General features: G+C 70.8%; 19 protein-coding genes. 18 read left to right on the plus strand and 1 reads right to left on the minus strand.

The window, feature by feature from the left end; translation table 11 throughout:
• The first annotated feature begins 209 nt into the window (after positions 1 to 209).
• Both WMF19_RS21000 and nikR read left to right on the plus strand, forming a co-directional pair.
• Positions 210 to 1,328: a hypothetical protein gene (locus WMF19_RS21000; RefSeq protein WP_437900721.1), complete on the plus strand. Its 1,119-nt coding sequence runs from the start codon at positions 210 to 212 to the stop codon at positions 1,326 to 1,328.
• A 14-nt stretch (positions 1,329 to 1,342) separates the two neighbouring features.
• The gene (gene nikR, locus WMF19_RS21005) at positions 1,343 to 1,765 is read left to right on the plus strand and encodes a nickel-responsive transcriptional regulator NikR (RefSeq protein ID WP_437330351.1); all 423 of its coding nucleotides are present in this window, start codon (positions 1,343 to 1,345) and stop codon (positions 1,763 to 1,765) included.
• Between the two features lie 138 nt (positions 1,766 to 1,903).
• Here nikR and WMF19_RS21010 read toward each other — a convergent pair whose 3' ends face one another.
• Positions 1,904 to 2,731 carry an SPOR domain-containing protein gene (locus tag WMF19_RS21010; protein ID WP_437900722.1) on the minus strand — a complete coding sequence of 276 codons (828 nt, stop codon included), beginning with the start codon at positions 2,729 to 2,731 and terminating at the stop codon, positions 1,904 to 1,906.
• A gap of 325 nt (positions 2,732 to 3,056) precedes the next feature.
• Between WMF19_RS21010 and WMF19_RS21015 the strand changes: the two genes are divergently transcribed.
• The 16 genes from WMF19_RS21015 to WMF19_RS21090 all read left to right on the plus strand — a co-directional run bounded on the left by WMF19_RS21015 (position 3,057) and on the right by WMF19_RS21090 (position 24,365).
• Positions 3,057 to 3,674, plus strand: coding sequence for an RNA polymerase sigma factor (locus tag WMF19_RS21015; RefSeq protein WP_437900723.1), 618 nt, complete (start codon positions 3,057 to 3,059; stop codon positions 3,672 to 3,674).
• Positions 3,671 to 4,942, plus strand: a complete 1,272-nt coding sequence (locus WMF19_RS21020; RefSeq protein ID WP_437900724.1) for a tetratricopeptide repeat protein — start codon at positions 3,671 to 3,673, stop codon at positions 4,940 to 4,942. The genes WMF19_RS21015 and WMF19_RS21020 overlap by 4 nt, the downstream gene beginning before the upstream one ends.
• Positions 4,943 to 6,076: a hypothetical protein gene (locus WMF19_RS21025; protein ID WP_437900725.1), complete on the plus strand. Its 1,134-nt coding sequence runs from the start codon at positions 4,943 to 4,945 to the stop codon at positions 6,074 to 6,076.
• A 19-nt stretch (positions 6,077 to 6,095) separates the two neighbouring features.
• Positions 6,096 to 6,662: a hypothetical protein gene (locus WMF19_RS21030; RefSeq protein ID WP_437900726.1), complete on the plus strand. Its 567-nt coding sequence runs from the start codon at positions 6,096 to 6,098 to the stop codon at positions 6,660 to 6,662.
• A 342-nt stretch (positions 6,663 to 7,004) separates the two neighbouring features.
• Positions 7,005 to 8,522 carry a DUF2169 family type VI secretion system accessory protein gene (locus tag WMF19_RS21035; protein WP_437900727.1) on the plus strand — a complete coding sequence of 506 codons (1,518 nt, stop codon included), beginning with the start codon at positions 7,005 to 7,007 and terminating at the stop codon, positions 8,520 to 8,522.
• Between the two features lie 48 nt (positions 8,523 to 8,570).
• Positions 8,571 to 9,998, plus strand: a complete 1,428-nt coding sequence (locus tag WMF19_RS21040; RefSeq protein WP_437900728.1) for a type VI secretion system Vgr family protein — start codon at positions 8,571 to 8,573, stop codon at positions 9,996 to 9,998.
• Between the two features lie 16 nt (positions 9,999 to 10,014).
• Positions 10,015 to 10,632, plus strand: coding sequence for a COMM domain-containing protein (locus WMF19_RS21045; protein WP_437900729.1), 618 nt, complete (start codon positions 10,015 to 10,017; stop codon positions 10,630 to 10,632).
• 43 nt (positions 10,633 to 10,675) lie between these two features.
• Positions 10,676 to 12,238 carry a hypothetical protein gene (locus WMF19_RS21050; protein ID WP_437900730.1) on the plus strand — a complete coding sequence of 521 codons (1,563 nt, stop codon included), beginning with the start codon at positions 10,676 to 10,678 and terminating at the stop codon, positions 12,236 to 12,238.
• 33 nt (positions 12,239 to 12,271) lie between these two features.
• Entirely contained in the window at positions 12,272 to 14,860 is a 2,589-nt protein-coding gene (locus WMF19_RS21055) for a DUF2169 family type VI secretion system accessory protein (protein ID WP_437900731.1), read from the plus strand.
• Positions 14,857 to 16,599 carry a pentapeptide repeat-containing protein gene (locus WMF19_RS21060; RefSeq protein ID WP_437900732.1) on the plus strand — a complete coding sequence of 581 codons (1,743 nt, stop codon included), beginning with the start codon at positions 14,857 to 14,859 and terminating at the stop codon, positions 16,597 to 16,599. The genes WMF19_RS21055 and WMF19_RS21060 overlap by 4 nt, the downstream gene beginning before the upstream one ends.
• A 10-nt stretch (positions 16,600 to 16,609) precedes the next feature.
• Entirely contained in the window at positions 16,610 to 17,161 is a 552-nt protein-coding gene (locus tag WMF19_RS21065) for a DUF3540 domain-containing protein (RefSeq protein WP_437900733.1), read from the plus strand.
• Between the two features lie 39 nt (positions 17,162 to 17,200).
• Positions 17,201 to 18,190: a S41 family peptidase gene (locus WMF19_RS21070; RefSeq protein WP_437900734.1), complete on the plus strand. Its 990-nt coding sequence runs from the start codon at positions 17,201 to 17,203 to the stop codon at positions 18,188 to 18,190.
• On the plus strand, positions 18,187 to 20,193 hold the full coding sequence (locus WMF19_RS21075) for a potassium transporter Kup (protein ID WP_437900735.1): 2,007 nt from the start codon (positions 18,187 to 18,189) through the stop codon (positions 20,191 to 20,193). The genes WMF19_RS21070 and WMF19_RS21075 overlap by 4 nt, the downstream gene beginning before the upstream one ends.
• A gap of 73 nt (positions 20,194 to 20,266) precedes the next feature.
• A complete protein-coding gene (locus WMF19_RS21080) occupies positions 20,267 to 21,670 on the plus strand; it encodes a hypothetical protein (RefSeq protein WP_437900736.1) in 1,404 nt (467 codons plus the stop codon).
• A gap of 285 nt (positions 21,671 to 21,955) precedes the next feature.
• Entirely contained in the window at positions 21,956 to 23,635 is a 1,680-nt protein-coding gene (locus WMF19_RS21085) for a CotH kinase family protein (RefSeq protein ID WP_437900737.1), read from the plus strand.
• 46 nt (positions 23,636 to 23,681) lie between these two features.
• Positions 23,682 to 24,365 carry a DUF4956 domain-containing protein gene (locus WMF19_RS21090; protein WP_437900738.1) on the plus strand — a complete coding sequence of 228 codons (684 nt, stop codon included), beginning with the start codon at positions 23,682 to 23,684 and terminating at the stop codon, positions 24,363 to 24,365.
• Positions 24,366 to 24,510 lie beyond the last annotated feature (145 nt).

Here is a 24,510-nt window from a genome sequence, read left to right on the forward strand (position 1 = left end):
GGCGGCGCGCAGGGCCCGCGCCGTTCGTTCTCCGTTGACGATCGCCGCGCCTTTCAGGCACACAGCGGCCTCAGGATAATCCGCAGATCGCAGGGCAGCAATGCCCGCCGGGAGGACCGTATGCCCGTTGCTCCGCTCGCTCTGCCAGCTCTGCTTGCTCTGCTCGAGCCGCTGGCGCCACATGGGGCCGCGCTGGCGAGGGCGCCTCGATGACCGCGCCGATCGACGTCGGCGCCCTCTCGGCGCCCGCGCAGAAGCTGGCGCAGCCGAGCGCGCCGCAGAAGCTCAGGGAGATGGCGGCGCGCGGCATCGCCCCCGGGCTCAAGCCGGGCGATGTCGTGACGGTGCTCGTGCTGCTCGCCTCGCGCGAGGACGAGCCGGCCCGCGAGACCGCGGAGAAGACGCTGGCGGCGCTCCCCGAGCCGCTGCTCCAGGGCGCGCTCGGCGCGGATCTGCAGCCGCCGGTCATCGATCGGCTGGCCCGCGCGTACGCGGACCGCCTCCCGGTCGTCGAGAGGCTCTGCGCGATGCCGGGCATCGCGGCGGAGACGCTCGAGGAGCTCGCGCGGACCGGGGGCGAGGCGGTGACGGAGCTCATCGCCGTCAACGAGGAGCGGCTGCTCAAGAACCCGCGCGTCATCGAGAAGCTCTACCTCAACAAGAACACGCGGATGTCGACCGCCGACCGCCTCGTCGATCTCGCCTCCCGCAACGGGGTCGAGCTCACGGGCATCCCGGCGTGGCGCGAGGTCAGCGTCGCGATCAAGGACGAGCTCATCGCGGAGCCGTCGCCCGAGCCCACGCCGGACGACGTGCTGTTCAGCGAGACGCAGGCGCTCGCGGAGGCCCTCGCGGCGGACGAGCCGGTCGACACCCACGTCGAGGACGAGGAGGGCAAGGAGGAGATCAAGGAGCAGTACGTCCCGCTCTACAAGCGGCTCGCCGACATGACCATGTCGCAGCGGATCCGGCGGGCGATGCTCGGCTCGCGCGAGGAGCGCATGCTGCTCGTGCGCGACTCGAACCGCCTCGTGGCCAGCGCCGCCGTGCGCAGCCCGCAGATGCAGGAGGAGGAGGTCGTCCTCATCAGCCGCAACCGGAACATCTCGGACGAGGTGCTGCGGATCATCTCGACGACGCCCGAGTGGCTGAAGAGCTACACGGTGAAGCGGAACCTCGTGGAGAACCCGAGGACGCCGGTGCTCGTCGCGACGCGGCTGGTCCAGCACCTGCGCGAGTCCGATCTCCGCGGCATCGCGAAGAGCAAGAACGTGACGTCGCCGGTGAAGGACGCCGCGAGGCGGCACCTCGAGCGGCGCAAGAGCTGAACGGGGGACGAGCGATGAGCGACCTGGTCCGCTTCGGCGTGGCGATGGATCGCGCGCTGCTGGCCGACTTCGATCGGCGCATCACCGCGCAGGGCTACGAGAACCGCTCGGAGGCGCTGCGGGATCTGGTCCGCGCCGACCTGACGCGCGCCGCCCTGGACGAGGGGGCCGAGGTGGCGGCCACGCTGACGCTCGTCTACGAGCCCGAGGTGCGCGAGCTCGTGCTGCGGATCTCCGAGCTGGAGGAGCGGCGCGCGGGTTTGGTGGTCTCCAGCCTGCTGGTCCGCCTCGACGCGGCCCGGCTGCTCCAGGTGATGGTGCTGAAGGGCCGCGGACAGGAGCTGTCCGAGCTCGCCGGGCAGCTCGCCGGGGCCAAGGGGGTGCTGTCCTGCGCGCTCACGCCGGCCGCGGCGCTGCCGGGGGCGGCGCGCCGGTAGCAGGAGCCGGCGGCCGGCCGCAGGGCCGACGCGGCACGGCGAAGGCGGTCACTTGCGCAGCTCCACCACCGTGCCGGCCCCCTGGTTCGCCCAGCAGACGTCGCTGTCGTCGACCGCGATGGCCCTGGAGCCGCTGATTCACGCGTCGTCGCCGGGGCTTTCAGCCACCTTCACCGTGGTCTTGGGCGGGTCGACGATGAACGTCACGAGGCGCTCCTTGGCCTCGAACTCCTGCCGGTAGATCACGGCCGAGCGCTTGTACTTGAAGGGGCCGACGCGCACCCGGTGCCAGAGGCCGCGGCCTTTCACGTACGCCGGCTCGACGTACGCCTTGTGCCCGCGCCGGCGCAGGGCCGCCGCGAAGTTCTCGGCGTCGGTGGGGTCCTTGAACGAGCTCACCTGGAGCTGGTAGCTGCCAGGCCCTCCCCGCTCGGTCTCGGGCCCCTCCTCGCGCGACACGTGGCGGGCCATCGCCGTGAGCGTGTCGTTCGGGGCGACCTCGCCCCCGGAGGGCCCGAGCACGTGCTGCGCCGGCAGCGGGACCACGGGCAGCCGGTCCGCGGCAAACGGCGGGGCGGGCGCGGCAGCGGGCGCCTCGGCGGAGGTGGCCGCCCTGGCCGCCCGCGGATCGCGCACGGCCTCGAGCGCTGTCGTCGGGTGCTCCGCGTCCGAGAGGACCGCGGGGAACGTCACGTCCTCCCCGATCGTGGCAGGGCGCGGGGCCGGCTTCACGCCGGCCGGGTGGGCGCGCGCGACCAGATCGCCGAGCGGATCGGCGTTGACCGGCCGCTCGCGGTGCGGGGCGCGCAGGAGCGCCACCGCCGCGAAGACGATGCACGCCCCGCCGAGCGAGGCCAGCACCAGCGCGCCCGCGCGCGACGGGCGAGCCCCGGGATCCTCTTCCTGGATCTCCTCGAGGTTCCGCACCGCCCCGGTGTCCATGCTCTCGCCCTTGCTGCGCCTCATGCGTCCTCCTCACCCCGTCTACCCTGCCCCGCCGGCGGCCAACAACTTTCGTGTGCTACTTTATCCTACATCTTCTGGACGGGTCCGGTCGCTGCGAGCGCTCTCGGGCGAGCGCGCGCTTCGGCGGGGCCGGGCAGCCTCGCATGCGCGGCGCGCGCGGGGAAAGTTCTCGGCCGGCGCCGGGCGCGCGCTGCCCGCCCTGTTCCCGCGGGCTTCGTCCGCGGTGAGCCGTCCCGCGACGCTGCCGTGACTCAAGGGGGCCGATCGGATCACGAGGCGGCAGGAGGCGTTCGGTCATTCCCAGCGGAGCCCCACGATCATGGTGATGCGCGCCGGCGCTCTCGCCCCCCCGCGACGGCTCGGCGTTGTCGCCTACGCGAGCGACGAGGCGCTCGTGGAGGGCCTCCGCGCGAGGCACCCTGCCGCGCTCTCCGCCTTCCACGAGCGCTTCTCCGGGCACGTGCTCCGCGTCCTCGGCCGGTTGCTCGGCGGCAGCCGCGACCTCTCCGACGCTCATCACGACGCCTTCGTCCGCGCGCTGTCCTCCCTCGACACCCTGCGCGATCCGGCGGCGCTGAAGGCGTGGATCACCTCGGTCGCCGTGTTCACGGCGCGGACCTGCATCCAGCGGCGCGCGCGCCGGAAATGGCTCCTCTTCTTCGCCCCCGACGAGCTCCCACCCCTCGTGGAGCCCCCGTACCAAGGCGAAGCCCACGAGGCGCTGCGCGCGACCTATCGCGCGCTGGACCGGCTCCCGGCCGACGAGCGCATCGCGTTCGCGCTGCGGCGCATCGAGGGGATGAATCTCCAGGAGGTCGCGGACGCGTGCGGCGTCTCGCTCGCGACCATCAAGCGGAGGCTGGCCCGCGCCGAGGTCCACTTCCTCGAGGCGGCGCGGGACCAACCCGCCCTCGAGGAGTGGCTGAAGGGAGGCGCGCCATGAGCGATCCTCCGTCGCTCGATCGTCTTCGTGAGCTCCGCCGGGCCCAGGATGAGGAGCTCGCGGCGCAGGATCTCGATGGTGCGCGCCGGCGGTTCCTGGGGGTCGCGGCCGGCGGCTCCTCCCGTCCCGGGGCTGCCCGCCTCGGCCTCGCGCGTGCTCGCTGGATCGCGCCCGCGGCCCTCGTGGCGCTGGCAGGAGCTTGCGCCGCGCTGCTCCTCGTCCTGCTCCCCTCGTCGCGGTCGCTCTCGTTCGCTGTCGGCTCGGCGCAAGGTCGGGTCGGGGCGTGGATCGCCGCCGGCGCGGACGCTCCTCTGGCGGTCGCCTTCTCGGACGGCACGTCCCTCGCCCTGGACGCGAACGCCCGGGCGCGCGTGGTGGCCGCCGACGCGCGAGGCGCGCGCGTGCTGCTGGAAGGCGGCCGGCTCACGGCGACGGTGACCCACACAGCGACGAGCGCATGGACCTTCGACGTCGGCCCGTTCGACGTGCTGGTCACCGGCACGCGCTTCGAGCTGAGCTGGTCCCCGGTGAGCGAGGAGCTCAAGCTGGTGCTGCGGGAAGGATCGGTCGCCGTGTCGGGGCCGCTCGTGGGGGGGCGGCGCACCGTCGCTGCGGGAGAGACGCTCGAAGTCTTCTGCAAGGAGCAGCGCTTCGAGCTCACGCGCCGGGAGCTGCCCGCCGCTGCCCCGCCTCCGCCGTCTTCCACGCGCATCGATCAGGCGGCCTCCGAACCGGCCCCCGCGGCGACCGGCACCAGCGAACGAGCGAGGATCGCGAAGGCCGCGGACGCCTCCCCGCGCCCGCCGAGCTGGCGCGATCTCGTGGCCGGCGACAGGTACCGAGAGGCCATGACCGCGGCCGAGGCCGAGGGCTTCGACGGGCTCGTCGCCCGCGCGAGCGCGGCGGATCTGCTGATGCTCGCGGACGTCGCGCGCTTCTCGGGGAAGCCGGATCGCGCCGCGGCGGCGCTGACCGCGGCGCGGAGCCGGTTCGCGGGCTCCGGCGAGGCGGCGAAGGCCGCCTTCCACCTCGGCCGGATGGCGTTCGACCAGCGACGATCGTACGCCGAGGCCGAGCGCTGGTTCCTCGTGTACCTCGAGGAGCTGCCGGGCGGCTCCTTTGCGCAGGAGGCGCTCGGGAGGATCATCGAATGCCGGGAGTCGATGGGCTCGGCCGGCGAGGCCCGCGAGGCCGCGCGCCGCTACCTGGCGCTGTATCCGGCGGGGCCGCACGCCGCGCACGCCAGGGATCTCCTCGAGGGGGAGTGAGTGCGGTCTCGAAGGCCGGCTCACGCGGCGCACGGCGGAGCCTGGGCGCTCGGGCTATGCCTCCTCGTCGCACCCGAAGCGCGCGCGGCGCCGCCCGAGCCGCCGCGCCCGAAGGTCGTCCTGATCGCCGATCGCCGCTCGGACCCCATCATGGCGCGCGTCTACGCCGAGCTCGCCACGCTCGGATTCACGGTGGAGGTCGTGAGGGTGCGAGGCGCCGATGCGCCCTCCCACGGACCCATCGAGACGAGCGCGCGCGAGGCCGGAGCGGCGGTGGCGCTCCGCGTGGCGGAGGTGCCAGGCGGCGTCGAGGTCTCGATCGACCAGGGTGCGACGGGCAAGTCGGTCCAGCGCACCGTGATGGCCGACGATCCCGCCACGGTCGCGATCCGCGCGGTGGAGCTCCTGCGCGCGAGCCTCCTGGAGGTGCGCTCTCCCCCGCCATCGCGGGGCGAGGTTGAAGCCGATCCGGCGGCCCCCGCCGTCGTCGACGCGCGAGAGCCGCCGCCGGCCAGGCCTGCGCCCGTCGACGCCCTGCACCCGCAAACCGGCAGCGCCCACCACACGCCCCATCCTCCGCCATCCAGGCCAGTCGCACCCCCACGAGCACCGATGACATTCGGCTTCGGGGCGGCACCCGCGGTGCTGTGGAGCCCAGGCGGCGTGCCCGCCACCCCGATGCTCGACGTGTCGGGGTACGCGATGATCTGGGCTCGACTCGGGCTCTCCACCTTCGTCCAGATCCCGCTCGCCAGCGCGAGCCGCGAGGGCAAAGAGGGCACGCGGCACGTGCGGGTGGCTCTCGCCTCCCTGGGGGTGCGCGTCCCGCTCGGCCCCACCGACGCCGCGTGGCTGCCTTCGGTCGGCGCAGGGCTCGCCGCCGCCTGGCTGCACGTCGAGGGCGAAGGCCGCTCGCTGGGGTACGTCGGCAGGTCAAACGACGCGTACGCGGTCGCGCCGTACCTGCGCGCGGGGCTCTCGTTCGCGCCGACTCCACGCCTGCGGATCAGCGAGCACCTGCTCGCCGGGATCGCGGCGCCGCGCATCGTGATCGACGCCGCAGGCCGCGCGACCGACGCGTGGGGTCGCCCGTTCCTCGGCGCATCTCTCGGGGTGGAGCTCGCGCTGCCATGAGCCGAAATGGGCAGCTGCCGTGACCTCAGCGCAGAACATCTGGACGCCGGGCGCTTCGGCGCTCGGCGTGGAGGACCGAATGAAGATCACGGCTACTACGACGCTCTGGGCCCTTGGCTTGTCCGCGGCCTTCGCGTCCGCGCAGGCGGCGTGCGGCGACCGCCATGTCGATCCGATCGTGGAAGTCCACCTGGCGACCTCCGTCGAGGGGGCCACCGAAGGGCCGTGGGCCGCCTGCGTGGCCCCGCCCGGGGATGAGGGCGACTTTTCCCTCCCCCACGTCTGTCCGGATCCCGAGGCGAACGGGGAAGAGCGCACCTGCATGGTGTCGTACGTGGCCGAGCGGCAGGAGGATGGATCGATGTGGTGCGACGTGGCGGCGCTCTGCAACTACACGTGCGAAGTCGCGGAGGACTGCCCACGGCCGCCGAGCGGGACCGCCACGCCCATGTGCAACACGGTCTGCTGGTTGCCGTGCGACGAGAACACCACGTGTCCGCGTGGGATGGAGTGCTCGCACCAATACCACGGGCCTGGCCTCACGGACGAACAGGGCGTCTGCATGTGGAAGTACGAATGTGATTGAAGGTCGAGGTCGACGACTTCTCCAGGGTGGCCTCTGGCTTTCCCTGGGCGAGCGGACCGAACGAAATCTTCCAATGCATACGGATCCGTCCTGACCCGCGCGCCGGGCGCCCATATCGAACGGAATGGCCCGACCGATTGCATGACCGCAGTGTGAACGGCTCGCTTCGTTATTGCGACAGCGGCTCCGCGGCGGCGCGGAATACGCGGGGACCTCGGGATCCGGCCGGGACCAGCGTTGACAGGCGCCTCTGTCCGGGTGTTACCGTTCTCGCTATCCGCCCCAATGACAGCCGCCTCCCCTGTCGCAGCAACGCCGGCACCGGGCGCGTCCGCCACCACAATGGCGTGGCGCTTCAGGGGCCAGCTCCATGTCACCGCGATCGTCAAGGCGACATTCGCGTTCGCGCACGACGCGGCAATGGTTCGCGCGGCGCCGCAGGAGATCCTCCGCGCCGATATCCATCATGGCAACAATCCCGGGCGGAGCATCCGGTTCACGAGCGATATCGCCCCCTACCTGCCCCGCGCCGACGTGCTCTTCACCGGACACGCGTACGCCCCGCCCGAGCGCGCCGTCACCCAGCGCATGACAGCGCGCATCGGGATCTTTCGCGGCGCGCAGCCGGTCCTCGACAAGTCGCTCTTGATTCAGGCGAAGGAGGGGTTCCAGTCGTTGCCGATCGTCTATGACCGCGCCTTCGGCGGGATCGGATCGAGGGACAACCCGCTCGGCGTCGGGCTGAATCCGGGCACCGCGGAGCCGAACGTCCTCGACCCCGTGGACCCGCGGCGCGTCGCCGGCTTCGGCCCGGTCGGGTGCTGGATGCCCGCCCGCAAGCGGCTGCTCGGGTCCACGCCGCCGCGCGCCCTCCAGCGCGAGATCGCCGACATCCCGGATGATTTCGACTGGTCGTACTTCCAGTCGGCGCCCCCGGATCAGCAGGTCGACGCCCTGCACGGCGACGAGTGGATCGTGCTCGCAGGGCTGCACGCCAGAGTGCCTTGCCTGCGCATGCGCCTGCCCTGGATCGCGGGCCTTGCGCGGATCCACGGCCTCGGCGGCTCCTCTCCGGCCGAGGGCGCGCCGCTGAGCCTCCGGGCCGACACGCTGCGCATCGACGGCGACGAGCAGCGCTGCACCGTGGTGTGGCGCGGCAGCTTCCCGGTCCCGAACGAGGCCGCGCTCGCGGCCGCGCACGTCGTGGCCGGCGTCCAGGTCGGGGACGCGCCGATCGCGTGGCCCGCCCCGCTCACCGGCCGCCCGTCGTCGATGCCCGCTGCCACGGAACCGCAGCCCGCGAGCCGGCCAGAGGCGAGCGCCCTCCCGGGGGGTGACATGACGATGGGGATGACCGACCCGCCGCTCTTGATGTCCGCTCTCCCCTTCCGGCCGGGGTCTTCCCTCTTGTTCGCGCCATCGCCGCGAGGCGCCGCGCGCACGCCCCCGGAGCACGCGCTCGCAGGGACGCTCCCGCTGACCCTGGACGCCGAGCGCGCCCAGGCCCCAGGGAGCGACCTGCCCTTCCTCGACGCCGGGGAGCACCACGCGGAAGCAGCGCCGGCCGAGGCACCATTTCCCCCGGTGGCCCTGCCCGATCCTCCCCCGGCGGCCCCCCCGGACGCAGCTCCGCCCGCCGCGGCGCCCCCGGTCCAGATCGTCGAGGAGGCGTCGATCTCCAGCGCTCCGCCGCTGGATCCTGCGCCTCCCTCGCCTCCCTCTCCGCCTCCGTGGCGCTGGGCCCCCCCGGCGGCCCCGGACGAGCCGACGCGCGCGCCCGGTCCGCCGCCCAGGGCGCCCAGGCAACCGGGGGTCGATGTTCAGCGGCTCCTCTACCCCTCCAAGGGCAAGCGGTCATAGCGGCAGTCACCACGTCGAAAGGACGAGCCCGTGGAAGAGATTCAAACCATGACCATCGTTCTCGAGTCGGAGGGCGAGACGTGGCACCACGTCCGGGTCCACAAGCTCTCCGGCCGCGAGGCCATTTCGGAGCTCTTCTCCTTCCAGATCGAGGTCGCGTGCGACCCAGGCCATGATCTCCCAGCCGAGGCCGTGCCCGGCGCCGACATCACCCTCATCCTGGAGGTTGGCGGTGTCGAGATCCGCCGCATTCACGGCGTCCTGGGCCCGCTGAAGGACCACCTCGACGTCCTCGACGAGGTCGCGACGTACGGGCTCTGCATCGTCCCCCACGCCTCCCGGATGGCCCTCGTCGAGACGCAGGAGATCTACCTCGACAAGTCCATACCCGACATCATCCGGGCCAAGCTCGAGCGTTACGAGGCGTTGCCGTTCGAGCTCCGGCTCATGGGCACGTACCCGGCGCGCGAGTTCGTCGCGCAGTACCAGGAGACCGACCTCGCGTTCATGAGCCGGCTCGCTGAGCACGTTGGCATCAGCTTCTTCTTCGAGCACGGAGACGGGCACGACAAGATCGTCTTCACCGATCACATGGCCGGCTTCCCGATCGCCGACGAGCTCCCCTTCCTGCCGAGAGGCGGGAAGAGGCACTTCTTCGCCCTGGAGCGCACGACCGGCGTCGCGCCCTCGAACTATATCGTACAGGATTACAACTATCGCGGGCCGGTCGACGAGATCTTGGCGTGGGTCGCTATCGAAGACGGAGGCGGCGGCGGCATCGTCGAGTACGGCACCCACGCCAAGACCCCCGACGAGGCGAAGCGCCTCGCGCGGGTCCGCAGCGAGGAGCGCGCGTGCCGCCTGAAGGTCTACGAGGGGAAGAGCGGCGTTCCGACCCTCTGCGCGGGGACCAGGCCAGAGGTCGTCGATCACCCCAAGCTGCCCGGGCCGCTGCCGCTGCTCCTCGTCGAGGTCGAGCACGAGGCGACGCTGCCCCTCTTCTCGGGGGAAGAGCGCGCCGGGGAGCACTCGTACCTGAACACGTTCCGCGCGGTCCCCGCGAGCGTCCCCTTCCGGCCTGCGCGGAGGACGCCGAAGCCGCGCATCGCCGGCGTGATGACGGGGATCATCCAGCTGGGCGCCGAAGGGCAGGCAGGCGGCGTCGCCTCAATCGACTCCGACGGGCGGTACCTCGTCCAGATCCATTTCGACACCGCGCGGCCAGGCGAACAAAGGGCCTCGCACCGCATGCGCATGGCGCAGCCGTTCGCCGGCCCCAACTACGGAATCCACATGCCCCTCCGCCGCGGGACGGAGGTGCTGATCGCCTTCACCAATGGAGATCCAGACCGGCCCGTCATCGTGGGCGCGCTCTACAACACAAAATCGCCGAGCCCGGTCGTGACGGCCAACGCGACACAGCACCAGATCAAGTCGAGCGCGGGCGTCCTGTTCCAGATCGGCTCCAAGTCCTGAGGAAATCGGAGAGACCTTGACCGCGACGAAAGCTCCTTTTGGGCTCCGCGCCCTCGGCGGCGCAGCGCCCCCTCCCGAGCTCGGGGAAGACCTCCGCCGGCTGCTCCGCATGCCCATCGAGGCGCAGTCGAAGCTCTGGCAAGCGCTCGGCCCTTGCCTCGCCGACGAGCTCACGCAGGACACCGAGAAGCTGCTCGACGTCTTCACCGCCGCCTACCGGATCTCGGGCGACGACCTCGCCCGGGTCATCAAGGCGAGCCGCTTCCTCATCCAGTCCGCCGCGAAGCTGGACGTGTCCGCCGAGGAGCTCGGGGCCGATCTCGAGGTGGTCTGCCCGGACGCGCCGCGGATCCGGGAAGTCCTCCTCGCGGGCTACGCGCCGGCAAAGGCGCAGATCCGGCGAGCGCTCGCGACGGCGGCGCTGGTCGAGCATGGCAACCTGCTCGTCCACGCCGCCTGGCGCCTCGACACGATCGAGGGCGCGGCCCAGGGGGCAGAGCTCCGCGTCAGCGTGGCCATGTTGACGCTGCATTACAAGGAGGGGACCGAGATGCGTCGGGTCACGCTCCAGGTCCTGCCCGACATGATGGGGAAGCTCCGGGAGATCTGCGAGCAGGCCCTCCCGCCGGCCTGACACCGAGAAACGAGCTGTCTACGAGAGGGAGAGGAGAGCACGGATGGCTACCGACGATGGGTTCACGGCAGGAGACAACAGCAGCGGCACGAGCGGCGAGACCTTCGACGTCGACAAGGTCGAGTACAAATACGCCCAGATGGTGGTGCCGAACTTCGTGGTCGAAGACGCCCTCGCCGGCGCGGGGGATGTCGCGTGGCTCTCGGCGCCCCAGGTCACGACGTCCTCGACGCCGACCTCGCCCACGACCACGACGACGACCACGACGTCGGGAGCGACGACGACCACGACGGTGACCGGGCCGACCGGCACCACGACGACGGCCGTCACGCGACCCAGCGGCCACTCGTTCCTCCGGCTGGGCTCGTTCCCCGTGACCGCTTCGGGCAGCTCGTCGTCGAGCTACACCGTGAGCGTGGACTCGGCCACGAGCGCCGGCGCGCCGACGGGGTTCTCCGACAGCCTCACGCTCGCCAAGCTCGTGGGCGATCCGAAAGAGGTCGCGACCGCCCAGGCGTCCGACGATTCGACGTCCACGAACGACGACAAGCTCTTCACGAGCGATCCCTTCAAGGGAAACAAGATGCGCGGCTTCGTCGACGACACGCGCATCCGGGACGACAAGAATACGGACGTCCTCTACATCAAAGGGTCGTCCAGCTCGAGCTCGGTCGAGACCAATACGACGGACAACCGCGAGGCCGAGACGCGCCGCCTCCTCACCAAGGGCGGCTGGTGGGATCACTCGGATGGAAACCGCATCTCCACCACGGCGGGGGACAAGATCGAGGTCATTCAGGGGAATTACAAGATGGTCGTCCTCGGGCGGCGGAAGGCCAACGACACCGGCGACCTGAGGGTCGTCGACATCTCGGGCGGGCTCGAGTACACGAAGACGCACGAGTACCTCGAGAGCGAAAAGGTCTGGGCAACCTACGAGGAGAGCAGCCCAAAGAACGCGACCAAGAGGTCGAGCGGCAAGGAGATCACGTACTTCGAGGGCTCGCTGAAGGAGAGCATCACCGGCAAGGACGGCGCGGGGCTCGTCGACACGAGCACAGATCCGGTGGTCCGCTCGAAGACGTGGGCGCAGTCCATCGAGACCTACGTCGGCTCGATAACGAAGCCCGTGCCGCACGTCTTCTCGATGTCCTTCACGGGATCCCGGGAGGAGGTGACCGTCACGGGGGGGTTCGCGGTGGGCAGGTTCGCCGCCGGGCCTTTCGTGCAGCTCCAAACGGCGCCTCTGCTGTTCGTCGACGTGAAGGCGTGCCTGGGGGCCTACTACGACGTGAAGGCCGCCATCTATCTGCTCAAGGCCGATCTCGCGCCCTTCGTTCGGGAAATCAAGGTGGGCACAGTCTTCTCGTACAACACCACCGAGACCCACGTCACCGGGAGCTCGACGACCTTCAAGGGCGGGGTGCAGCAGGTGACCGTGAAGCAAAGCGATATCCAGGGCGTCAGGGACCAGATCGCCGCTGTCAAGACCGAACTCCTGCAAAAGCAGAACGTGATCAGAAACGATGTGAGCGATCTGTGCCTGACCGCGACGTACCTGTCTGTGAAGGTCGATAACCTCGCGGCCATGCACAACTATGCCTGAGATATCCCTCACGATCCCCTTCCTTGGTGACTCGTGAAGACCAAGAACCTCACCCCCTTCCCCTTCGGGGCCAAGGTCACCTCCCGGCACTCCTCGCGGCGCCCCGAGATGGCCTTGATCGTGCGCGCCACCTACGTGCTCGCGCCAGGCAAACCGCTCGCCCTGCCCGAGACGCCCGGTCTCGGGCCCAGCTTGCTCGCGCAAGGTCCCATGTCCGCGGACACGTACCGTGACGACGACGAGGAGCGCGCGGGCGAGTGCCTGTATCCGAATGACTTCGCGGACTGGAAGCCCCGCGCCGAAGTCATGCTTCGCGGAACCTGTTACACGCCGTTCGGCAAGCCCCTCCCCGAATGCCCGGTGCGGTTCACGGTGGGACGCTGGTCGAAAATCCTCCGCGTCGTGGGGCGGCGGTTCTGGTCCGACGACCTCGCGAACGCGGTGATGAGCGAGCGGGCTCCCTTCACCAAGATGCCGCTCGGCAGCACGCACGCCTTCGGGGGCGCCGGCTACGCCAGAAACCCGGTGGGCAAAGGGTTCGGCGGGCGCGAGCTTCCCAACGTGGAACACGCTGGCGCGGTGATCCGCTCGCGCCGCGATGATCCCGGCCCCGCGGGCTTCGGGCCCATCAACCCCGCATGGCCCCAGCGCGCCGCCAAGGTCGGCAAGGAGTACGGCCCGAGCTACCGGAAGGAGCGCTGGCCCTATTTCTCGGCCGACTTCGACTGGTCGTTCTTCAACGCCGCTCCGGCCGACCAGCAGCTCGAGGGTTACCTCCGCGGCGACGAGGCCCTCGTGTTTCAGAACATGCACCCGACCGCGCAGGTCCTCGAGACCAGCTTGCCCGGCCTCCGGGTTCGCGCGTTCGCCAGCGACAAGAATCAGCGATTCCGCGAGGTGCCCATGAGCCTCGACACGCTGTTCGTCGATCTCGACGCGTGCAAGCTGTACCTCACATGGCGCGGCCTCGACGCGATCGAGACCGACGACATGAAGGACGTGGAGACGGTGCTCATCGGCTCGGAGAAGCTCAGCGATCCGCCGCTCCCTGAGCAGCATTACCGAGGTCTCACGGCAGCGTTCGATGCCGATCCGCTGGGCATCAAGGAGCGAATGCCCCCCGAGCTCCTCGCGCGATTCGATGAGATGCAGCAGCGGGCCAAAGATCGCGCAGAAGGCAAGACGCCGGTGCACCCAACGGAAGCGCCGGATCCGCTCACAGCGAGCGTGCGCAGGGCGCTCGACGCGATGCCCGTGGCGGTCCCCGGCGCGGCGGACATAGAGAAGCAGACCGCCGAAGCCGTGGCCCAGCTCCTGGCCTACGATCCGATGCCACCCGATCTGTCGGCGCAGGGCGCCGCGGCGTTCACGGCCGGGATGGCCGGCTCCGGCGCCCACATCGACGTGAAGGCGAAGATCGCCGAGGCGGCTGCCGAGATGGACAAGAGCGTCGCCGCCGCGAACGCCGCCCCTGCCGTCTCGCTCCGGCCCGGGGCCCCACCCGCCTGGGCGGCGAGATCACTGGCCGGCGCGCTCGACGGAATGAAGCAGACAAAGGCGATGCTCGACGAGGAGCTCAACAGGGCGCTCGGCGAGCAGACGGGCGCCGTGAAGCTCCCGGACGAGCAGGCGAAGATGCTCCGCGAGCAGACCAAGAAGCTCAGCGAAGACCTCGCAGCATTCGAGAAAGACCCGTTCTTCGCCAACATCCTGAATCGCCCCGCGCCCCAGGAGCCCGGTCCAGGCAAGGACCTCGCCGGGCAAGATTACGAGGGTCGGGATCTCCGCGGCGCCGACCTTCGCGGCGCGAACCTCCGCGACGCCAACCTCGCCCGCGCGAACCTGCGCGGAGCCAGGCTCGCCGGCGCGCGCCTGGACGGCGCCGTGCTCGTGGAGGCCGATCTCACCGGCGCCGATCTCACCGGCACGGACCTGACGCTCGCCAACCTCACCAGCGCCCGCGCGGAAGGCGCGATCTTCCACAAGGCGACCCTGAACCGAACGTTCTTTGAGCAGGCGAACCTGTCGGGCGCGTCGCTCGCGGGGGCCAAGGGCGAATACACGATGTTTTCCCAGGCCAACCTCGCGGGGATCGATGGGAAAGACCTCTCGCTCCAGGATGCCCTCTTACGGAAAGCGGACCTCGCCGGCGCCGATCTCACGGGCGCGTCGCTCGTGCGCTGCCATTTCCTGGAGGTCGGCGCGAAGAGCGCCGACCTCACGGGCGCGACGCTCACCCGGTCCAGCTTCATGGGGGCCGATCTCCGCGAGGCCAAGCTGATCGAAGCGCGCGGCGAGCGCTCCGTGTGGATGAAGGCGACGCTCGACGATGCCGATTTCACGCGCGCGATCCTCCCGCACGCCGAGCTGATGGAGGCCTCGGCGTCCAGGGCCTGCTTCCGTCGCGCGATCATGAGGGAGGCGGGCTGTTACCGGGCGTCGCTCGAGCACGCGGACTTCACCGAGTCGGACCTCTTCGGCGCCAACTTGTCGAAGGCCGCGATCGGCGGCGTCCGATTCAAGGGCGCCAACCTGTATGACGCCAAGCTCCTTCACGCCTCCGGCAAGGGCTGCGATTTTTCGGGCGCGAACCTCACGCGCGCGATGAAGGACGAGGCATGATCCCCGGGCTCACACCGGATCTGATCGAGGCTGCGGTGCGCGCGGGGCGCTCGTTCGCCGGAGAGACGCTCTCCGGCCTCGATCTGCGCGGGCGCGACCTCACCGGGGCCGATTTCACGAAAGCGCGGTTCGTCAGGACGCGCCTTGACGGCGCGAGCTTGGCGGGCGCGAAGCTCGACGAGGCGCATCTCGTCGACCTCCAGGCCACCGGGGCGAACCTCGAGGGGTGTTCCCTGAGGGGCGCTGTGCTCGCGGCGGCCGATCTCGGCGGCGCCCGGCTGCGCGGCGCTGACGCCGAAGGGGCCATGCTCAACCAGGTCAACCTCCTGGGCGCCGACCTCGAGGGCATCAAGCTTCGCCGCGCGCTCCTGAACAATGCGTCGCTCTCCGGGGTGAGCCTCCGAGGCCAGGACCTCGAGGGGGCTTGCCTCGAGGGCGCGAAGCTCGACGGCGCAGATCTCTCCGGAGCGTCGATCGTGCAGGCCACGCTCTCCGACGCGGATCTGACGGGCGCAAGGCTCTGCGGCGCGCGCATCCAGGAGGCGGTGCTCGCCCGGGCAAAGCTCGTCCGCGCCGATTTCACGGGAGCGACGCTCGATGGCGTCCTGCTCTCCGAAGCGGATCTCCGCGGCGCGGTGCTCCCCAAGAAGATCGATAGGACGCTGTTCGATGGCGCGCTCCTCGGAGCTCCCGATCTGCGCGGCGCCAAGGTCCAGGGTTCCGACATCGAGCGCATGGATCTCTCGAGGATCGATCTCTCCGACGTGGACCTCACCGGATCCTCGCTCCAGGGTACGAAGCTCTGCGGCGCGAACCTGCGCGGCGCCAACCTCGAGCGGTGCAACCTCAGCAAGTGCGATCTCACCGGCGCGGATCTCACCGGCGCGCGCTTTCCGATGTGCTTGCTCGAGGAGGCCAACCTCTCCGGCGTCGACCTGTCGGGCCACGAGCTCACGATGGTGGTCCTCAACGGGGCCAACCTCCGCGGGGCGAACCTCTCCGGCGCCCGGATCGAGCGCTGCATGCTCGGGAAGGCGGACCTGACGAACGCGAACCTCACGCGGGCGACGATCAGGAGCTCCGTCCTGGACCAGGCGACCGTCGACGGCCTCATCATCGACGGCGCTGTCTTCGTCGCGGTGGGCTTCTCCGGCGTGGATCTGCGCCGCCTGCGCCTCAAGGGCCTCGCGATGCAGCGGTGCTTCTTCAGGCAGGCCGACATGCAGGGGATGGACCTGCGGGGCTGCGATTTCACGGAGGCGAACTTCACGGAGGCCGACCTTCGCCGGGCCCACCTGGAGGCGAGCATCCTCCAGCGCGCGAACTTCAAGGAGGCCAAGCTCGATCTCGCGAACCTGGCCGAGGTCCAGGCGAAGGCCGCCTTCTTCGGCGAGGTGAGCCTCAAGAACGCGCTGCTGGCGAAGGCGAAGCTCCGCAACGCCACCTTCATCGAGGCCGATCTCACGCACGCTGGCTTCAGCGGTGCCGACCTCCGCGAGGCAAACTTCGTTCGTGCCCGCGCCGCTTTTGCCTCGTTCGTTGGGGCCAGGCTCCATCACGCCGATCTCTCCCACGCCGATGTCTCCGGGGCCGACTTCCGGCATGCGGACCTGTTCACCGCCAACCTGCACGCGCTCATCGAGAAGGACACGCTGTGGGCCGAGGCGAGCCTCGTCGGCGTGAGACGGACCGACGCCAAGCGCCTCGAGGCCGAGACCTGGATTCCCCCGCACGACTGAAGGAGATCCCATGACCCAGGCAGCACGAAAGATCCGTGAGCTCCCCGCGCCCCGGCCGGACGATTACCTCGGACCCGGGCGCGTGGTCCGCGTCGGGCCGCGCGAGATCGAGGTCGAGATCCGGGGCGGCGAGCGCGTAGCGGCGCAGATGGCGCTCGCGTTCCCGTACGCGCCAGAGGTGGACGACGTGCTCCTCGTGATCGGGAGGGACGACGAGCACTACGTCATCGGCGTCCTCCGCGGCACCGGCAAGGCATCGCTCTCGTTCCAGGGCGCGGTCGACCTCCGCGCCCAGGGCGGGCCGCTCACGCTGACGAGCGACCAGGGCGTCGCGATCCGCAGCCCCGCGGTCGCGATCGAGGCGGGCAAGCTGCAGATGTTCGCGGGCAGCGTGGTGCAGAAGTTCACCTCGCTCTACCAGCGCGTTCGCGACGCGATGGACCTGCGCGCCGGGACGGCCCGCACGGTGGTGGATGAGCAGTCCTACCTGACCGCGAAGAACGCGTCCATCGTCACGCAGGAGACGATGGCCATCAACGGCCGCGAAATCCACCTCGGTTAGGAGGCCCCGATGTTGCCTGCATCGAACAGAGGCGCGGGGATGAACGCTGGCTTCCCCGACGTCTGCGCGACACCGCCCGTGGGCGCGCCGATCCCGTATCCGAACATGGCGATGAACGCGACCGCCGTCCCGTTCCCGGTGAAGGTGTTCTTCTCGTTCGTGAACGCGCTCAACATGGGCTCGATGATGCCCACCACGCTCGGGGATCAGGCCGGTACGATGAGCCCGTTCATGGGGCCGGGCCGGTTCACGATGGGGAATCCGAAGATCATCCTCGAGGGCCTGCCGGGCATCAACCTGACGTGTCCGGCGACGGGCAACAACATGGTCGCCGGGCTTTGCATGGTGGCAGTCCCGAGCGTTACCAATGTGTTCTTCACCCACGCTGCCACCGTCGTCCCAGGTCGGATCGACGCCGCTGCGCTCTCGGCGCTCTCCGCGGCGCTCGTGCCCTCGCCGGACGAGGCGATGGACGCCCTGCTCCCCGGCGCCGTCGCTTATGCGCGGATTCCGGTCTTCTCGGCGGGCCTGTCGTCACGGATCTACGATGCGGTCCGCCGACACTCGGCGCAGGGCATGGCCGCGCTGATCCTCGATCTGCGCGGGTGTGCGGGCGGAGATCTCATGGCCGCCATCGCGCTGGCGGGCGATTTCCTCGCCGAGGGCGCGACCATCGCGTCGGTCGTCGACATCGACGGCGACGAGACGGTGTACCGCTCGCAGCAGGATCGTCCCTACGGGTTCCCGCTCGCGCTCCTCGTCGATCGGCGCACCGCGTCCGCCGCCGAGGTGTTCGCCGGCTGCATGAAGACGCACGGCCGCGCGCTCGTCGTGGGCGAGCGGACGTGGGGCAAGGGCTCGGTGCAGCGGCTCCTCCCCGGGGTCGCCGAGCCGGGCGCGTTCTACGCCACCGTGGCGACCGTGAGGTTGCCTGACGGCGAGCCCCTCGACGGCCGCGGGGTCGATCCCGACGTGGAGGTGGAGGTCGCCATCGGAACGCCGCCGACGCGCTATGACTCCGCCCCATGAACGACTCCGGCACCACGGTGCCCGCTCCCGGCGCTCGGTCTGCTCCTGGCGGATCGACAGATCCCAGAGCGCCCCGCGACGACGCATCCCGCGGCGGCGCGGCTCGACATGACACCGCCGCGTCGCACGGCCACCACGGCGGCAAGGCAGCGCTCGCCCTGGCCGCGCTGGGGGTCGTCTTCGGCGACATCGGCACGAGCCCGCTCTACGCGCTCAAGGAGTGCGTGAGCGGCACGCACGGCGTCCCGCCGACGCCCGAGAACGTCCTCGGGCTGCTCTCGCTCCTCTTCTGGTCGCTGATGATGGTCGTCACGGTCAAGTACGTCACGTTCATCACGCGGGCCGACAACGACGGCGAGGGCGGCATCCTCGCCCTGCTCGCGCTGGTGCCGGAGCGGCTGCGCGCCAGCGGGACGCAGGGCGTCGGCTGGCTCGCCGGGCTCGTGGTGCTCGGCGCCGCGCTCCTCTACGGCGACGGCGTGATCACGCCCGCCATCTCGGTGCTGAGCGCCATGGAGGGCCTCGAGGTGGCGACGACCGCGCTCAAGCCGTTCGTCGTGCCGCTCACCTGCGCGATCCTCGTCGGGCTCTTCAGCGTCCAGCGCTGGGGGACGGCGCGCGTCGGCAAGGTCTTCGGCCCCATCATGGTCCTCTGGTTCACAGCGCTCGCCGCGCTCGGGCTCGTGTTCATCGCCAGGAACCCGGCGGTGCTCGCCGCGCTGAGCCCCGCGTACGCCGCGCGCTTCTTCGCCGCCCACGGACTGCACGGCTTCGCGATCCTCGGGTCGGTCGTCCTCGTCATCACGGGGGGCGAGGCGCTCTACGCGGACATGGGGCACTTCGGGCGCGGCCCGATCCGGCTCGCCTGGTACGCGCTCGCGCTGCCGGCGCTCGTTCTCAACTACTTCGGCCAGGGCGCGCTCCTGCTGCGAGCGCCCGAGGCCGCCGCGAACCCGTTCTTCGCGATGGTGCCGAAGGGCCCCCTCACCTACGCGCTGGTCGCGCTCGCCGCCATGGCCACAGTGATCGCGTCGCAGGCGCTGATCTCGGGCGCCTACTCGCTCACGCACCAGGCGATCCAGCTCGGGTACCTGCCGAGGACCCAGGTGCGCCACACCTCGAGCGAGGCCGCGGGGCAGATCTACATCCCCCTGACGAACTGGGCCCTCGCGGCCGGGTGCCTCGCGCTCGTGCTGATCTTCCAGCAGTCGAGCCGGCTGGCCGCGGCGTACGGCCTCGCGGTGACCGGCACGATGGGGATCACGTCGATCGTCTTCTTCGTCGTCATGCGCCACACGTGGGGAGCCCCGCTCGCGAGGGCGCTGCCGCTGCTGATCCTGTTCCTCTCGTTCGATCTGCCGTTCTTCGGGGCCAACCTGATCAAGTTCCTCGACGGCGGTTACGTGCCGGCGGTCATCGCCGCGGTCCTGTTCATCATGATGGTGATCTGGAAGCGAGGCCGCGCGATCCTCGCCGAGCGCTTCACGCGGGCGGCCCCCTCGGCCTCTGCCTTCGTGCGCGAGCTCGACGCGAAGTGCCGCGCGCGGGTCCCCGGCACGGCGGTGTTCCTGAGCTCGCGCGCAGGCAAGACGCCTTATGCGCTGACGCACCACCTCAAGCACAACAAGGTGCTCCACGAGACGGTGGTGATCTTGACGGTGGTGACGGAGCACGTGCCGCGGGTCGCCGACAGGGAGCGTCTCGACGTGACGAGCCTCGACAAGGGGGTTCACCAGGTCGTCATCCGCTCGGGCTTCATGCAGTCGACCGACGTGCCGGCGCTCTTGCGGCGCGCCGCGGCCACGCACGGACTGCCCATCGATTTCGCGGATGTGGCGTATTACCTCGGCCGCGAGACGATCCTCGCCACCGACAGGGGCCGGATGGGCAGGATCACGGAGACGATCTTCGCGGTGATGGCGCGGAACGCCGGCGCCGTGCCCGACTACTTCAGGCTTCCGCCGGAGCGGGTTGTGGAGATCGGCGTGCAGGTCGACCTGTAGCGGGCGGTGAAGATCGACGCGCATCCACCTCCGCTGGGCTTTCGCGCGCCCGAGGCGCTATGACTCGGCCCTCATGAAGACCCCGCCCCTGGGCCGTGTCCTGCCTGCGCTCGGCCTGTCGCTCCTGGGCTGCGCGTCCGAGCCGTGGACGCTCACGATCGACGTCGTGCCGGGGCACGAGGCGACCGCCTTCCAGGAAGATCCGCCCGTCGCCCGGATCGAGGTGACCGCGACGGCGGCGGAGGGGGACGTCACCGTGTCGGCGGCGGCGGCGCCGGGCGGCGAGCTCGATTTCGGCGAGATCCCGGCGCAGCGGGCGTACACGTTCGAGGTGCGCGGCCTCGACGCGGGCGGCACGACGGTGGTGCGAGGCCGCTCCGCGGCGGGCATCTACCTCGCCGCGCTGACGGGCGCCGTGCTGCCGCTCTTCGCCCAGCGGACCGGCCGGTGGGCGCGGCCGCCGGGCGAGCTCGCGGCGTCGCGCGTCGGCGCGCCCGGGGCGGCGCTCGCGGAGCGGTACCTGGTCCTCACCGGCGGGGCCGCGGCCGGGGGCGCCGCGGCGGGCGACGTGGACCCGGCCCGGCTCGACGGGTACGATCTCGCTGTGTGGGGCGGGAGCGCCTCCAGCGGCGCGCTCCCGCGGGCGGCGCGGTCGCTCGTCGTCCGGGGAGACCTGCTGCTCACGCTGGACGACGAGGGCGCGACCTGGACCGACCTCGCGGGGGGGCAGAGCGCCGAGGCGTCGCTGCCCGAGGGGCTCGGCTCGTTCGCGGAGGTGGCGGGCGGCCGGACGATCGAGGCCTCGGACGGGCGCTCGTTCGTCGTCGGTGCGACGCGCGCGGGCGCTGCCGCGGGGGCGCCGGGCGAGCCCTCGGACAAGGTGCTCGTCGTCGGCGCGGACGGGGCGCTCTCGGTGGCGAAGCTCCGTCATGCGCGGGCCGGCGCCGCGGCCGTGTGGGTGGAGGAGCTGGGCCTGGTCGTCGCCGGCGGGAGCGCGGACGGCGCGGGGCTGGAGGTGCTCGGCGACGGCGCGACAGCGTTCTCACCCAGGCCGTTTCCGCCGGACCCCTCCGAGGGGGCGGGCGCCGCGGTGACCGGCCCCGGGGAGATCGCGCTCGTCGGCGGGGTCCAGGGCGGCGCCGCGGCGCCCACACGACGGCTCGCGCCGGGGTGCGCCGCGACCTGCGCGCCCGTGGAGGTCGAGGGGGCCGCGCTGACCGCGGCCCTCGGGGGCGTCGCCGCGTTCGCGCTGCCGGGCGGGCGCATCCTCGCGGTGGGCTCCGAGGCCGGCGAGGACGGGCTGATGCGGAGCTTCCTTGTCGACGTCGCGGCGGCCCAGGTCGAGGAGCTGCCGCTGCGAGAGCCGCGGCGCGGCGCGGCCGTGGTACCGGCGCCGAACGGGACGCTCGCGGTGCTCGGCGGGGTCCACGCGGACGGGACGCCGGCGCTGACGATCGAGACGTTCTTCCCGGAGTGAGCGGGCGACAAGCGGGTTCGCCGGGCCGGCGCAGGCGCAACGGCACCTGATGCGAGGCTCGTCATCGTCACATAGATATCGCCGAACGGAACCTCGATCGCGTTCCGGCCGAAGTCCGGCGCCATGCCCGCATACCCATCCATCGTGCGCACGGCTCGGAGCTCCCGGGATACGCGCGGGTCGGGTCTTTCACGGTGTCTTCACATATCCAAACAATTCCTTCGTTCGTGTGACACATTTTCGCCACAGGATCTCCATCGACCACGCGAGCACGGGAGTGAACCGATGGAGATTAGATTCCTTACGACCACGGCGACGGCCGTTGTGCTGGCCACCGCGGCGCTTCAGGGCTGCGGCGACTCGACCCCTGACGCCAACGGAACCACGGGGACAACCGCCAGCACGGGGATGGGAGGTGGAGGCGCAGGGGGAGCGGGCTCGGGCGGCGAGGAGGACGACGCCAAGGAGGACCCCGACTACGATGCTGCGTTTCCGCAGGACCGCGTGCCGCGCCTCGATATCACCATCACGCGGGAGAACTGGCAGGCGATGCTCGACGACATGACCGCCCAGGTGGGCGCCTTCGGCGAGGGCGGCCTCGGCGTCCCGGGCGGGCCGGGCGGCGAGGGCGGCAACGCCCCAGGCGGGCCGGGCGGCGAGGGCGGCAGCGCCCCGGGCGGCCCCGGCGGCGCGCCGCCGCAGGAGCTCTTCGACGCTTGCGCCGGGCTCGCGCTCGGCGACGCCTGCGCCGCGCAATTCGCAGGGAACGAGCTCGCGGGGACATGCGCCGAGTACAGCGACGGCAGCCTGTTCTGCCAGCCGAGTGGTGGGCTGGGAGGGCCGGGAGGGCCGGATGGCGGCAGCATCGATCTGATCGACGACACGCCCATCTACGTCGAGTGCGACGTCGCGACCGAGGACCGGGAGTGGCATCACGTCGGCATCCGCTTCAAGGGCAACTCCAGCCTGGCCACGTCCTGGTCGCAGGGCAGCTTCAAGCTCCCGCTCCGCCTGTCGTTCGATAAGTTCGAGGACGATCACCCGGAGATCAAGGACCAGCGGTTCTACGGCTTCAAGAACCTGAGCCTGGCCAACGGTACGGGGGATCCATCGCTCGTGCGCGAGAAGATCGCGACCGAGATCTTCGCCAGAGCGGGCGTCCCGTCGCCGGCGACCGCCTTCTACCGGGTCTTCATCGACCACGGAGAGGGGCCCACCTACTTCGGGCTGTACACCGGGATCGAGCTCCCCTCGGACAAGGTGTTCCTGAAGACCCAGTTCGACAACGACGAGGGCAACGTCTACAAGCCCGACGGCGCCGGCGCGACCTGGGCCACGTGGGATCCGGACACCCTCGGCAAGGAGAACAACGAGGACGAGGCCGACTTCTCGGACGCGCAGGCGCTCTTCGACGCGCTGCACGCGGACCGGACCGACGCCGCGGCGTGGCGCGCCGGGCTGGAGGCTCACCTCGACGTCGAGGGCTTCCTGCGCTGGCTCGCCGTCAACACCGTGATCGAGGACTGGGACCAGTACGGCCGCATGCCGCACAACTACTTCCTGTACGCGGACGAGGACAGAGACGGCCAGTTCCGGTGGATTCCCTGGGATCACAGCTTCTCGTTCGCGACGAGCGGGGGATTCGGCCAGGGGCTGTCCCTCTCGCTGGACGAGGTGACCGACGAATGGCCGCTGATCCGCTTCCTCCTCGACGATCCGGTCTACGCCGAGATGTACCGGGACAACCTCGCCCAGACCGTGCAGGTCGATTACGAGCCGGCCGCCGCCGAGCAGCGCTTCCGCGAGGCGCACGCGCTGATCGCACCGTACGTCGTCGGCCCGGAGGGCGAGATCGAGAAACACACCTTCGTGGAATCGGAGGCCTCGTTCAACGATGCCCTGGACGAGCTGATCGCCCACGCCAGCACGCGCCAAGAGGACGTGACCACGTTCCTCGGGCAGTGACGCACAGGGATCGCTCACCGGCGAGCGCCGCGCGGAAGGGCCAACTATGAACGAGCTGTTCGAACCTGTCATCACCGGGAGCGCCTTCGAGTGGCGCAGGGCCGTGGTCGCCCTCCTGCTCGCCTTCGGGCTCGGCCAGGTGATCGCCGCCGTGTACATGGCCACCTTTCGCGGCCTGTCGTACGCGCGGACCACCGTGCATGGGATGGCCATGGGCAGCATCATCACGTGCATGCTGATGCTCGCCGTCGGCGCTAACCTCGCCGCCGGCATCGGCGTCGCGGGCGGCCTGAGCGTGGTCCGCTTCCGCACCACCATGCGCGATCCGCGCGACATCATCTTCGTCTTCGCGGCGCTCGGCGTGGGGATGGCGAGCGGCCTCCAGGCCTACGGCACCGCCATCTCGGGGACGCTGATCTTCGGGGGCGGGGCCGTGCTCCTCCACGTCACGGGCTACGGCGCGCGCCGGCAGCCGGATGGGCTCCTCCGCTTCGTCGCGCCGCCGGGACAGGGGGTCGAGGAGGAGATCGCCAGGATCCTCCGCGCGCACTGCCGCACGTTCTCGCTGGTAACGCTCCGCGAGGCCGCGCAGGGGACGCACATGGAGCACGCCTACCAGATCAGCGTCCTCACCCCCGAGCTCCGCACCCCGCTCGTCACCAGCCTCCAAGCCCTCCCGGGGATGCGCGACGTCTCCCTGCTGCTGCAGGAGCCGACGCTGGATCTCTGAACCAGGGGCCTCGGATACCCACGCTCCCGCCGGTCCCTACCGGCTGCTTCTCTGCACACCGCGTGGCGCCAGAGGCCCAGGACGAGCTTTGAGGGCAGTAGACCAGTGCCGTTGATTCATTGCGCTGTTCAGCGCGCGAGGATCC

Source organism: Sorangium sp. So ce124 (genome assembly GCF_051525235.1).
Lineage (GTDB): Bacteria > Myxococcota_A > Polyangia > Polyangiales > Polyangiaceae > Sorangium > Sorangium atrum.